14 protein-coding genes are annotated in these 12998 nt (G+C 63.6%); all 14 read left to right on the plus strand.

Annotated elements, in window-relative coordinates; genetic code table 11:
* The first annotated feature begins 150 nt into the window (after nucleotides 1-150).
* The 14 genes from R0232_RS06150 (at nucleotide 151) to R0232_RS06215 (ending at nucleotide 12996) form a co-directional block, all read left to right on the plus strand.
* The gene (locus tag R0232_RS06150; protein ID WP_431511552.1) at nucleotides 151-546 is read left to right on the plus strand and encodes a hypothetical protein; all 396 of its coding nucleotides are present in this window, start codon (nucleotides 151-153) and stop codon (nucleotides 544-546) included.
* A gap of 66 nt (nucleotides 547-612) precedes the next feature.
* Nucleotides 613-1038 carry a hypothetical protein gene (locus tag R0232_RS06155; protein WP_431511553.1) on the plus strand — a complete coding sequence of 142 codons (426 nt, stop codon included), beginning with the start codon at nucleotides 613-615 and terminating at the stop codon, nucleotides 1036-1038.
* 116 nt (nucleotides 1039-1154) lie between these two features.
* Entirely contained in the window at nucleotides 1155-1529 is a 375-nt protein-coding gene (locus tag R0232_RS06160) for a hypothetical protein (protein ID WP_431511554.1), read from the plus strand.
* Entirely contained in the window at nucleotides 1526-2950 is a 1425-nt protein-coding gene (locus R0232_RS06165) for a TolC family protein (RefSeq protein WP_431511555.1), read from the plus strand. Before R0232_RS06160 ends, R0232_RS06165 begins: the two co-directional genes overlap by 4 nt.
* Before the next feature lie 36 nt (nucleotides 2951-2986).
* On the plus strand, nucleotides 2987-4402 hold the full coding sequence (locus tag R0232_RS06170) for a multicopper oxidase family protein (RefSeq protein WP_431511556.1): 1416 nt from the start codon (nucleotides 2987-2989) through the stop codon (nucleotides 4400-4402).
* Nucleotides 4403-4448: 46 nt separating this feature from the next.
* Nucleotides 4449-4940 (plus strand): cupredoxin domain-containing protein, encoded by a 492-nt coding sequence (locus R0232_RS06175; RefSeq protein ID WP_431511557.1) that lies wholly within the window; start codon nucleotides 4449-4451, stop codon nucleotides 4938-4940.
* A 74-nt stretch (nucleotides 4941-5014) separates the two neighbouring features.
* A complete protein-coding gene (locus R0232_RS06180) occupies nucleotides 5015-5377 on the plus strand; it encodes a copper-binding protein (protein WP_431511558.1) in 363 nt (120 codons plus the stop codon).
* Between the two features lie 48 nt (nucleotides 5378-5425).
* Nucleotides 5426-6238, plus strand: coding sequence for a methyltransferase, TIGR04325 family (locus R0232_RS06185; protein ID WP_431511559.1), 813 nt, complete (start codon nucleotides 5426-5428; stop codon nucleotides 6236-6238).
* 58 nt (nucleotides 6239-6296) lie between these two features.
* Nucleotides 6297-6713, plus strand: coding sequence for a hypothetical protein (locus R0232_RS06190; protein WP_431511560.1), 417 nt, complete (start codon nucleotides 6297-6299; stop codon nucleotides 6711-6713).
* A 62-nt stretch (nucleotides 6714-6775) separates the two neighbouring features.
* Nucleotides 6776-7432 carry a c-type cytochrome gene (locus R0232_RS06195; RefSeq protein ID WP_431511561.1) on the plus strand — a complete coding sequence of 219 codons (657 nt, stop codon included), beginning with the start codon at nucleotides 6776-6778 and terminating at the stop codon, nucleotides 7430-7432.
* Between the two features lie 443 nt (nucleotides 7433-7875).
* On the plus strand, nucleotides 7876-9891 hold the full coding sequence (locus R0232_RS06200) for a DUF4396 domain-containing protein (protein ID WP_431511562.1): 2016 nt from the start codon (nucleotides 7876-7878) through the stop codon (nucleotides 9889-9891).
* Nucleotides 9892-9991: 100 nt separating this feature from the next.
* Complete coding sequence (locus R0232_RS06205) at nucleotides 9992-10183, plus strand: heavy-metal-associated domain-containing protein (protein ID WP_119554502.1); 192 nt, start codon at nucleotides 9992-9994, stop codon at nucleotides 10181-10183.
* 114 nt (nucleotides 10184-10297) lie between these two features.
* Nucleotides 10298-12733, plus strand: a complete 2436-nt coding sequence (locus tag R0232_RS06210; protein WP_431511563.1) for a heavy metal translocating P-type ATPase — start codon at nucleotides 10298-10300, stop codon at nucleotides 12731-12733.
* 44 nt (nucleotides 12734-12777) lie between these two features.
* Complete coding sequence (locus tag R0232_RS06215) at nucleotides 12778-12996, plus strand: hypothetical protein (protein ID WP_431511564.1); 219 nt, start codon at nucleotides 12778-12780, stop codon at nucleotides 12994-12996.
* Nucleotides 12997-12998 lie beyond the last annotated feature (2 nt).

Raw genomic sequence — 12998 nt, forward strand, 5'->3', positions numbered from 1 at the left:
CTTTGTAATCCACGTGGCGGGTGATTGGCGGAGTGGCTTCCTAGAGTCATTGCATGCCAGCCAGTTGACTGGCATCGCCGGCTCGGTGGTCGATGCCGACGCGTTCAGTGCAGCTCGCGAAGTCGAGCAACTCATCGAAGGAGACCTATCATGAAGAACCGTCAAATCCTCTCGCTCGCACTTGCCGTTGGCGCAGGCGCTGCATTCGTTGCGCCGTTTGCAGCCTACGCGGAAGGCCCGTCCCACTTTGCGCCCAACGAAGCCGGCGTGGTCTACCACCCGGGTGAAGCGGGACAGGCCAAATCCCAGGCTCAGGTATCAGCTGAACTCGCGGACGCGCAGAAAACCCCTGCCGGGGCCAGCATGCTGCGCTGGGGATCGATGAGTACGCCGAAGGTCGGAGTCGCCAAGTCGCGCGCCGAAGTGGTGGCCGAACTGGAAGCCGCGCAGAAGCAACCCAACTGGGATGCGGCAGCAAGGCTCGGTGCGCCTCTGCCAGCGCCCAGAGGTGATGCGAGCAAGGCTCGCGCACAAGCGCAGCCCTGAGGGTTGCGTACAAACTGGATGTCCATACAGGCTTCTTGACACACCGCTCGACTTAGAATTCGCCACATGCACCGGGTTCGCCTGTTCGTCCTTTGGATCATGATGTTCGCCGTGCCTTTTCAGGGGTACGCGGCGGCAGCCATGGTCTTTTGCGGACCTGGTCACGCCGGTGCGGCGGCCGAAGTGTCGCTCGCACAGCCCGGCGCGCACGACCATGCCCGCCACCCTCATGCGGACGGGCACGGCGATCACGAGCACAAGGCGGCACAGGCTGCCAAGCCTCCCACAAAGGACAGCACCGCCAAGACAGCGAGTGCCGAGCCTGATGCGATGCACAAGTGCGGTACCTGCGGCGCATGCCATGCCACGGCGCTGACCAGCACGATGGACGTGGCCGTTTTCCACGACCTTCCCAAAGCCGACCTGGCGGAGCCAGCCATCACGGTGGCCACGCTCGCTCCGCGCGTTCTCGACAAACCTCCTCGCGCTTAACGCGTTCGTGCGCCTGTGACTCTCGTCACGGGCCGCCGCGAACGCTCATGCATCGCCTGCGTCATGCCTTTTCGGGCAGCTCTGACGTACTCCGTTCATGAACTTGCGAGGACTCCATGTTCCATTCATCGCCGACCCGTTGGTTGGCAGCTTTTCCCGCCTTGGCTGCGTTCGCCGCTTTGGCGACCCTGAGTGCCGCTGTTGCGGTGGCTCAGCCCGCGCCCGCGAAGTCCGCTGAGGCTGCGGCGCCCACAGTCCTGATCTACAAGTCCGCGCTCGAGGGCTATCAGCCCTTTGCCGACGAAAAGCCCATCCCCTGGAAAGAAGCCAACGAGACGGTCTACCGCCGCGGTGGCTGGCAGGCCTACGCCAAGGAGGCTTCAGGAGGCTCCGGCGCGGGCGAGACCGAATCACCTAAGGGCACAGCCGCTGCGCCGGCCGCGCAGCCAGGCCATTCGATGCCCATGCCTGCGAAGAAGGAGAAGCCATGAGGCGCGCCCTTCGTTTGACAGCCATTGCCGTCGCGACGGCTGTCCTCGCCGGATGCGCATCCGTCAGCATCGACGACGCCCTGAGCGACACCAATGCCAATGCCCAGCAGTTCACCGGCGGGAAGCTCGAGCTCAGCCGGACCCAAGAGCAGCGCGACCGCCGCGCCGCGCTGTCGCAGGAACTGCTCGCCAAACCGCTGTCGCAGAGTGACGCGGTGCAGCTTGCGCTGGCCAACAGCCCATCCGTCCAGGCCCTGATCGCTCAGAGCTGGGGCGACATCGCCGCGACCAACCAGAGCAGCCGGCTGCCGAACCCGATCCTGTCGTTCGCACGAACCCGCCTGAACAGCGAGCTCGAGCTCGAGCGCCTGTTGTCGTTCGGACTCGTGGATCTCATCCTGTTGCCGCAACGCCTGTCGATCTCCAGGAGCCAGGCCGCCCAGGCCAAAGTCCAACTGACCGGCGCCGTGGTCGACCAGGTCACGCAGGTCAAGCAGGCCTGGGTGCGTGCGGTCGCTGCACAGCAGTCGCTGAAGTATGCCGAGCAGGTCAACAAGTCGGCCCAGGCCAGTGCCGAACTCGCGCGCCGGATGCAGCTCATTGGGAATTTCTCCAAGCTGCAGCGTGCACGCCAACAGGTTTTCTACGCCGACGCGACCACCCAGCTCGCCTCGGCACAGCACGCCACCACCGCTGCGCGCGAAGAGTTGGTTCGCGTCCTGGGGTTGAACGATGAGCAGGCCACCAAACTGACCTTGCCCGAACGTTTGCCTGACTTGCCCAAGGCCCCTCGCGAGGCGAAGGAAGTCGCGGCAACCGCGACCGAACAGCGACTGGATGTCCAACTGGCACGCGCGCAGTTGGATGTCGCGGGCAAATCGCAAGGCATCAACCTGCTGTCGACCTTCATCGACGTCGAGGTGGGCGGTCGGCGCGACACGGTGTTCGACAACGCGGAAAACACAAAGAGCACCCGCCGGGGTTTCGAGCTCGACATCCGTCTGCCGCTGTTCGACTGGGGATCGGCGCAGCGCGACATGTTGAACGCGCAGTCGCTGGCCGCGGCCAACCGCTACGACGCCACCGTGCGCGGCGCCTCTTCGCAGTTGCGTGAGGGGTACTCGGCCTACCGCACGGCCTACGACATCGCGCGGCACTACCGCGACGAAATCGTGCCGCTGCGCCAGGCGATGGCCGACGAGAACGTCCTTCGCTACAACGGCATGCTGATCGGCGTTTTCGAGCTGTTGGCCGAAGCACGCGACCAGATCGCCAGCGTGACCAACGCGATCAATGCCCAGCAGCAGTTCTGGCTGGCCGATGCCGCGCTGGCGGCTTCTGTGATGGGCAAACCCACATCCATGGGCGCCTCGATGGCCAGTTCGGGTGGCGAAGGCGCTTCCGCTGGCCCGGCCCACTGAGCCCACTACCTGAGCTCTCCAACCGATTTGAATGACATGACAAACAGACGCAATTTTTTGAGCGGTGCGGGTGCCATCACGGGCGCCATCGCCGCGGCCAGCGTGAGCAAGGTGGCCATGGCCGCCTTGCCCGAGCCCGTGCTCCAGACCACGCCCAACACCATGCCGCCGTTGATGCCTTCGAGCGGACGCCCTTACAACCCTGTGGTCACGCTCAACGGCTGGACCTTGCCCTGGCGGATGAACAACGGCGTCAAGGAATTCCACCTGGTGGCCGAGCCCGTGGTGCGCGAGATGGCGCCCGGCTTCAAGGCCAACCTGTGGGGCTACAACGGCCAGTCGCCCGGCCCGACCATCGAGGTGGTCGAAGGCGACCGCGTGCGTATCTTCGTGACCAACAAGCTACCCGAGCACACCAGCGTGCACTGGCACGGCCAGCGCTTGCCCAACGGTATGGACGGTGTCGCCGGGCTGAACCAGCCGCCGATCCGCCCAGGAAAAACCTTCGTCTACGAGTTCGTGGCACGCCGCCCGGGCACTTTCATGTACCACCCGCATGCGGACGAGATGACGCAGATGGCGATGGGCATGATGGGTTTCTGGGTCACGCACCCCAAGGCCGAGCATCCGCTGATCGAGAAGGTCGACCGCGACTTCGTGTTCCTGCTCAACGCCTACGACGTGGAGCCCGGCAGTGCCACGCCCAAGATCATGACGATGCTGGACTTCAACCTGTGGTCCTGGAACAGCCGGATCTTTCCGGGCATCGACTCGCTCAATGTGCGGCTCAACGACAAGGTGCGCATCCGCATTGGCAACCTGACGATGACGAATCACCCGATGCACTTGCACGGGCACGAGTTCCTGGTCACGGGCACCGATGGCGGCCCGACGCCCAAGTCTTCGCGCCAGTACGAGGTGACGGCCGACGTGGCGGTCGGACAGATGCGCCAGATCGAGTTCCTGGCCGACGAGGAAGGCGACTGGGCCTTCCACTGCCACAAGAGCCATCACACGATGAACGCCATGGGCCACGACGTACCGACCATGATTGGCCTGGACCACAAGGACGTGGCCAAGCAGATCACAAGCCTGGTGCCCGACTACATGGTGATGGGCGAGCGCGGCATGGCCGACATGGCCGAGATGGAAATGCCGATTCCCGACAACACCGCGCGAATGATGACCGGCGAAGGTCCGTTCGGCTCGGTCGAGATGGGCGGCATGTTCAGCATGGTCAAGGTGCGCAAAAACCAGAAGGCCGGTGATTACTCGAACCCCGGCTGGTTCAAGCACCCGAAGGGCACCGTCGCCTACGAACTGAATGGGCCGCCGCCAGAGACCTCGCGCCAACGCGGCGCCGGCGCCGCAGCGATGCCTGCTCAGAACATGCCTGCCAAGAACATCGAAGTCCAGATTCGAAAGCCCGGCAGCGGCCACTCGAGTCACTAGTTTTCTCACCCTCCGTTCCCACCTCCAGCTCTCAAAGGAAAAACCCATGAAACACACTTTCCGCAACACGGCTCTCGCAGCACTCGTGGCCTTGGCCGCTGCCGGCGCTTCGGCATCCGGCACCCACGCAGGTGGTCACGGCCACGATGCCAACGAGGCGGTCGGCAAGCCCGGCGTGGCTACGAAATCGACGCGCACGATCAACGTCGACATGACCGACAGCATGCGCTTCACGCCGGCCGACATCAGCGTCAAACAAGGCGAGACCGTGCGCTTCGTCATCAAGAACTCCGGCCAGCTCAAGCATGAGCTCGTGATCGGGACCGAGAAGGAGCTCAAGGAGCACTACGAAGTCATGAAGAAGAACCCGGAGATGGAGCACTCCGATCCGAACATGGTGACGCTGGCCGCGGGCAAGACCGGCGAGATCGTCTGGCAGTTCACCAAGGCCGGCAAAGTCGACTTCGCGTGTCTGCAGCCCGGCCACTACGACGCCGGCATGAAGGGCGCCGTGAACGTGACCAAAACCGGGAAGTAAGCGAGAACTCCCGCCGCGCACTTCCATCGGAACGCGGCGGGACTCCAAATTCATTCATAGCACAGGAGATCATCATGTCAAACATCCGCATCGCCCTCTTGGCATTCGTTGCCGCACTCTCGTTCGCTGGCGCAGCCGGCGCGCAGTCCTCCAAATCCACGACCGATATGCCGGGCATGTCCGAGAAGGCCCCCTCGGACGCGGCCGCTGCCTCGGACCTCACCGAAGGCGAGGTCCGCAAGGTGGACAAGGACAACAAGAAGCTCACGATCAAGCACGGCCCGCTCAAGAACCTCGACATGCCTGGCATGACGATGGTGTTCGGGGTCAAGGACGACGCCATGCTCGACAAGCTCGAGACGGGCGCCAAGGTCCGTTTCCAGGCGGAAAAGATCGACGGCAAGATCGTTGTCACGAAGATCGAATCGGCCCGCTGAGCGCGTCAGAAATAGACAGGCAGCGACCACCGAAGGATGGAGGAAAGAATGGCTTACTCGAGTGCTTCGCAAGTCGTTCGGAAGATCCTGGAGGGACCGGTCACCCGGCCGGCGTTGCGGCGCTGGCGACGCCAGCAGTTCTTTTCCGAGGCCGGGTTCGGCAGTTACTTCGGCGTCTTCGACAACTTTTCCGAAGCGCGGGATTGGCTGCCTGACAGTCCGGAATTCGACCACGCAGCTTTGGCGGAAGAGTACGTGAATGTCCGCACGAAGAAGGTGTTCGCATACGACTACCCCGTGATGTGGTGGCTCGAACGCGCGTTCAGAGACGGTGCCACCAAGGTGCTCGACATCGGCGGCTCGGTGGGCGTGCACTTCTACGCGTATCGCCGCTATTTCGACATGCCTCGTGGCTTGTCCTGGCGCGTCGTCGAAGTGCCTGCTATTGCTTCCATCGGACGGGAAATGGCCAGCAGTGCCGGGGCCGGTGCACTGAGCTTCGTCGACGGCCTGGCGCAGGCGCTGAACGGAAACGACATCTGGATCGCTGCAGGCTCCCTGCACTATCTGGAGAACGCGCGTCCTGGCGACCTGCTGCAACGGTGCGAGATGCGGCCGCGGCATGTCTTGCTGAACAAGCTCCCACTCTACGACGGCGAGGACTACGTCACGACGCAGAACGCCGGCGCTGGCTGCTTTGCGCCGATGCACGTCTACAACCGCCAACGCTTCATCACGGAAATCGAAGCGCTGGGCTACACCCTTCGCGACCAGTGGCAGGTTCCCGAGCGTTCACTCTACCTGCCGGGATTTCCCGAGCGATGCTTCCCGACATTCAGTGGCCTTTACTTTGCCATTTGAGCAGCGCCAAGCAGGGCGTCGACAGGCCTTGGCCAGTCCCGGAAGGTCGGGATCTACGTTGCCTGCCGTCGACACGGGGAAGTCGAGGCATCGCACCATCGTGATGGCGCATTCTGTTGCGAACAGGATTCTCGTTGTGGCGATTTCCGCCGGTCTGACGGGCTGCGCCGATTTCTACCGGCAGCATCGCGATTTTCAGGACGGCTGGCGTACAGGCGAGCTCGTCGAGTTCGGCCGCGCGAACGAGATTCAGCGCGGCGGGCGCACGGATTGCAGGAAGACGGCCAGTGCCGACGATCTTGTAGTGCAGCGCTTCGCCGTCCTGGTCGATCGTTCCACAGGGCAGCGCCACGCGCACATCGTGATGCTGAATCCTGCGACGGCCGTCGAGCTGGGCGATGTCGTCTCGACCAACGTCGTCAGGTGCGGCACACCCATTCGCGTGCTGTCGCATGCACGAGCGTCTGGTGGCTGACGCGGCCTCCACACGACCTCCAGCCATCTTTGCAGCCAGCCCATCACAAACCTGAGCACCTCATGAAATTGTTTGCGTCCCTTCTTCTCTTCACCCTCGGTGGACTCGCTTCAGGTTTTTCGTTCGCGGCCGATCCTGCCGCACCGGCGTCGATTGACAGGGTTTCCGCCAAATCGAAACCCGACATTGCAAACGGCGAAGTCGTTTTCAATGGAAAGTCGTGCGCCGCGTGCCACAGCGCGGATGGGAACTCGGCCATCCCCGCCAATCCCAAGCTGTCTCAGCAGCATCCCGAGTACCTGGTCAAGCAACTCAAGGAATTCAAATCCGGCAAACGCAAGAGCCCGGTCATGAGCGGCATGGCCGCGATGCTGTCCGAGCAGGAAATGCGCGACGTTGCCTGGTTCCTGGGTTCCAAGCCCATCAAGCCGGGGTTTGCGAAAGACAAGGATCTGGTGGCACTGGGCGAGCGGATCTATCGCGGCGGCATCGGGGAGCGCAGTGTCCCGGCCTGCGCGGGCTGTCACAGTCCCAACGGCGCCGGTATCCCGATCCAGTACCCGCGACTGGGCGGACAGCACGCCGAATACATCGCTGCTCAGCTGACCGCGTTTCGCGATGGGGTGCGACTCAACAGTGTGCCCATGAGCGGCGTTGCAGCCAAGCTCAACGATCGCGAGATCAAGGCCGTGTCCGACTACATCGCGGGGCTGCATTGAACGACACCATGCGTCCAGAACTGCCCTCGCCTTAGGAGGTAGGCATGTATGTGACGGGGCGATGGGTTTCAACCAATGTTGTCGGCACGATGTTCATCGCCTGGCTCATGGGAGTGGTCATCTTCGTGGCCGTCATCGTGTGGCAACGCCGGAAACATCGAAAGGGAAATTCCGCTGGCGATAAACACCAGGGCTCGGCTCGCCTGGGTGGCTCGAGGAAAGCCAAACGCCGTCGACGGGGCGGTCGATGACCACCTCGTCCTGGTAGAGCGAGCGTCTGACAGACATCGTGTCCATCACCGGCCAGTCTGAGAGACCCGACGGCGTCTTTGTCGGTGTGCCTTCAGGCCCTTTGCGGCTCCCCTCGACGAACCAAGCCACGAGGACGCCGACTCACTGTGCCTGCGAATTGCCTCGTCCGGCCTATTGAAAAGGGAACCTCCATGTTCGCTCAGCCGATTGATTACTTCCTCGCTGTCTGGTTCGTGCTGGCGGCCTTGTCGACGGCCTACGTTGCCTGGGACCAGTTGCGCCATAACCCAGAACCGGTGGTGATGAAGTGGGGGTTCATCCTCGTCACCCTGTACCTGGGGCCTTTGGGCCTTCTGCTGTACGTGATGGCGGACAAGGAGCCGGCCCCTGGAGAGCACGAAGAATTCATCAAGCCGCTGTGGAAACAGGGCGTGGGCTCGACGATCCACTGCGTTGCGGGCGATGCGACCGGGATCATCCTGGCGGCGGTCGTGACCGCGGTGCTGGGCCTTCCGATGTGGATCGATCTGATTGTGGAGTACGTCGCAGGTTTTGCGTTCGGCCTCTTCATCTTTCAGGCCCTTTTCATGAAGAACACGATGGGTGGCACGTATCTGGAGAACGTCAAGAAGTCCTTCATGCCGGAGTTCATCAGCATGAACGCGATGATGGCGGGCATGGCGCCGGTGATGGCGCTGCTGATGATGGGCCGGGACATGCGCGCCATGGACCCGACCGAACTCGTCTTCTGGGGCGTGATGTCCTTGGGCGTGGCCGTTGGGTTTGTGGTGGCCTACCCGGTGAACGTCTGGATGGTGTCGCGCAAGATGAAGCACGGATTGATGACCGAACGTCGGCCCGAGAAGGCAACCGGCGGCCAATCGGACATGCCCGCGAAAGGCGATCATGGGATCGCCGCAATGGCTACGGCGGCGCACGGCACGCCAACCAATACGGGGCACGGTGGTCCTGGTGCTCACGCGGGCCATGAAGAAGGCTCGCTCCAGGAAAAAGCGCCAACTGACGCTCCTGCCGGCCACGCGCACGGCACGCAGCCCAACAAAGATGGACATGGCGGCCGCAATGGCCACCGCATGCGCCCCAATGTGACGCGACCACAACTGGCCGCAGTGACCATGACGACCACGCTCATGCTGCTCGCCGGCATGACGATGCCAGCGATGTTCGTGAACATGCGCCTGTCGAACCGGGACGTGCGCGGTGCCATCATGCCGCCGTCGATGATCATGGGCTGGGACACTCCGGGCGATGCCATGCGCGACATGTCGGCCATCCACCCGCGTCTGGTCACACAGGCTGCCGCAGCGCAGGCCCGTGGCGACGTGGATCTGGTCCCGACGCTGGACAACGGAGTCAAGGTCTTCAATCTCGAGACCAGCGTCATCCGTTGGAACATCCTCCCGGATGTGACGGTCGACGGCTATGCGTTCAATGCAACGATTCCGGGTCCGAGGATTCGTGTCACGGAAGGTGATCGCGTGCGCATCAAGGTGACGAACCGCTTGCCCGAAAGCACCACGGTGCACTGGCACGGCTTGATCTTGCCGAACGAGATGGACGGCCCCGCCAAGATTACGCAGAAGCCGATTCAGCCCGGCGACTCGTACACCTATGAGTTCACGGCCGAGCAGGCTGGGACATTTTTCTATCACACACACGATCATGTCGATCGTCAGCAGGCCTTCGGCCTGTACGGTGCGCTGATCATCGATCCCAAGAGCCCGCAGGAGGCCCCCAAGGCCGATCATGAGTACGTGTTGCAGTTGCAGGAGTGGCTCAAGCGCGAAGGCCTGACCTATCCCGCCATGCTGATGGAAGGCGGTCTTCCCAACTACTTCACCATCAACGGCAAGGCATTTCCCGCAACCGACACGGTGAAGATGAAGGTCGGCGAGACGATCAAACTCAGGTTCGTGGGTAGCAACAACAACTTCGTGCACCCCATGCACGTTCACGGCGGCCCGTTCACTGTCGTCGCAAGGGACGGGTACGTCCTGCCAGAGGCGGCGCGCTTCCAGGCCGACACCGTCAATGTCGGCCCCGGTCAGCGCTACGACGTGATATGGAAGGCCTTGCGGCCCGGAAAATGGCTGGTCCACTGCCACATCCCGCACCACACGACCAACAACAACGTCGAGCAGGACGGAGGCGGCGGCCTGATGATGGTCCTCGAGGTGGAAGCCTGAATGCAAGGGGCCACACGGTTGGAGGATCTGGCGCAAGTCGCTTGACCTTCACACGATGTCAAGCCTGACACTGGGATCAATTTCAACCAAGGAGTCTCTCATGCAAGAGTTCGTCATCCAGTCGATGTCCTGCGGTGGCTGCGCGAGCCGGATCGCTCAGGCCGTGAAGAATCTGGACGCCACGGCGAAGATCGAAGTCGACCTGCCGACCAAAACGTTGCGCGTCGACAGCGCCGAGGACCGTGAGTCTGTGACCGCGGCCCTGACGGAAGCCGGCTACCCGCCGAAGTGATCCGCCCGCACGGGACAGCGGCCTCAATCGGCTGGTGGTCTCATGCTGGCCTGTGCGGACTGAATGCACTGCCGTGTGGGGTGCATCCAGCCAATTTTTCGTTGGAGAACTCGAATGAACCCTACGCCTTCCAACCCGCATGAACACCACCAGGGGCATCACGGGGCGCACCCGCCCGCCTCCGGAGAACCTTCGCCTGAGACCGATGCGATTCTGAAGGATCCCGTTTGCGGGATGACGGTGACCACGCGGTCCACGCACGTCTTGCAGCACGAAGGCGGGCCGGTCTATTTCTGTAGTCCGGGTTGCAAAGCCAAGTTTGAGGCCAACCCAGACAAGTACGCAAAGCGCGGCGCGCAGCCGGCGGCGCCGCTCGTGCTTGCACCCGCGCAGCCGGCTCAACCCGGTCCTCCGGGCACGATCTACACCTGCCCCATGCATCCGGAGATCCGACAGGACCACCCAGGCAACTGCCCCAAGTGCGGCATGACGCTGGAGCCCGAGATGCCGACGCTCGACGAGGGGGAAGATCCCGAACTGAAGGACTTCAAGCGGCGCTTTTTCTGGACGTTGCCGCTCACCGTCGTCGTCACCGTGCTCGCCATGGCCGGCCACCGCCTGCAGTGGTTCGAGATGGGCACGCAGAGCTGGATCGAACTCGTGCTCGCCGTGCCGATCGTGCTGTGGGCCGGGTGGCCGTTCTTCGAGCGCGCGGTGCAATCCGTGGCGAACCGCAGCCCGAACATGTGGACCCTGATCGGTCTGGGCACAGCCGCCGCGTTCATCTACAGCGTGGTCGCCACAGTAGCGCCGCACGTATTTCCCGCCTCGTTCGTTTCGATGGGGCGCGTGGCGGTGTATTTCGAAGCGGCTGCGGTGATCATTTCTTTGACCTTGCTGGGGCAGATCCTCGAGCTCAAGGCACGTTCGCAAACCTCCGCAGCCATCAAATCTCTGCTGGGTCTCGCGCCCAAGACGGCACGCCGGATCGGCGCCGACGGCACGGAGGAAGACGTCCCCATCGGCCATGTGCACGTCGGAGACAAGCTGCGCGTCAGGCCGGGAGAAAAAGTGCCCGTGGACGGCGTGGTGATCGAAGGCAGCAGCGCCGTCGACGAGTCCATGCTGACAGGTGAGCCATTGCCCGTGACCAAGCGAGTCGGCGACAAGCTCATCGGTGCGACGTTGAACACCAACGGCGCCCTGGTGATGCAGTCGGAAAAGGTCGGCTCGCAGACCGTTCTGGCGAGCATCGTCCAAATGGTCGCGCAGGCTCAACGCTCCAGAGCGCCGATGCAACGCATGGCCGATCACGTCGCCGGCTACTTCGTCATGACCGTCATCGGCATCGCGGTGCTGACATTCTTCGCTTGGGGATTCTTCGGACCGCAGCCGAGCTGGGTCTACGGCCTGATCAACGCCGTGGCAGTGCTCATCATTGCCTGCCCCTGTGCACTCGGCCTCGCCACGCCGATGTCGATCATGGTGGCGACGGGCAAGGCGGCCACGCAGGGCGTGCTGTTCCGCGATGCCGCGGCGATTGAGAACTTCCGCAAGGTCGATGCGCTCATCGTCGACAAGACCGGCACCCTGACGGAAGGCCGACCGCAGTTCGAGCGCGCGGTGCCCGCGCCAGGCTTCACCGAAGATGAGGTGCTGCGCCTTGCGGCCAGCCTGGACCAGGGAAGCGAACACCCGCTGGCCGATGCCATCGTGCGGGCGGCGCGAGAGCGCAACCTGGCGCTGGACACGCCCGACGGTTTCGAATCCAGCAGCGGCATCGGCGTGAGCGGCAGCGTGGGCGGCCGGAAGCTGGCGCTCGGCAACACGGCGCTCATGGACCAACTGCGCGTGCGCGTCGACGACCTCAAGCCGCAGGCCGAGGCCATGCGGGCCGAGGGCGCCAGCGTCATGTTCCTGGCGGTGGACGGCCAGCCGGCCGGCCTGCTCGCGGTCTCGGACCCGATCAAGCCCACCACGCTGGAGGCGCTGGCCGTGCTCAAGGCCTCGGGCCTGCGGATCATCATGGCCACGGGAGACGGGTTGACTACCGCCCGGGCCGTCGCCGCGAAGCTGGGCATCGACGAGGTGCACGGCGAAGTGAAACCCGCCGACAAGCTCGCGCTGGTCGACAGGCTGCAGCGCGAAGGCCGCATCGTCGCGATGGCGGGCGACGGCATCAACGACGCGCCCGCGCTCGCCAAGGCCGACGTCGGCGTGGCGATGGGCACCGGCACCGATGTCGCGATGAACAGCGCCCAGGTGACGCTGGTCAAGGGCGACCTGCGCGGCATTGCGCAGGCGCGCGTGATCTCAGAGCAGACCATCGCCAACATGAAACAGAACCTCGGCTTCGCCTTTCTCTACAACGCCCTGGGCGTGCCGCTGGCCGCGGGCGTGCTGTTCCCGTTCACGGGCTGGCTGCTGTCGCCGATGATCGCGGCGCTGGCGATGAGCCTGAGCTCGGCGTCGGTCATCACCAACGCCTTGCGCTTGCGTGGGGCCAAAAGCGATGGACATGCGTCCCACGTCGGCGAAAGATCGACCTAGGGGTGTGCGGCCCGAGCGGCCTCGCTGCACGCGAAGGAGTTCCCATGAAGAGACAACAATCACTCGAGCTGCACTTGCTGGAGGTTTACCAGGAGGCTCTGCGACAGCGAAACTGGGCGGTTGCCGAGCACTTGCTGTGCGCCATCGAGACGTGCGCCCCTGCCGATGCACCGATCAGCGAGACAGTGGCCAAGGCCTACGGGGTCCTGGCCGCCGAGGCGCAAAAGCCTCGTTGCTGCGGGACGCGAACGAAGCGTCACTGAGG

Origin of the sequence: Variovorax sp. DAIF25, assembly GCF_050711835.1 — a bacterium.
Lineage (GTDB): Bacteria > Pseudomonadota > Gammaproteobacteria > Burkholderiales > Burkholderiaceae_C > Variovorax.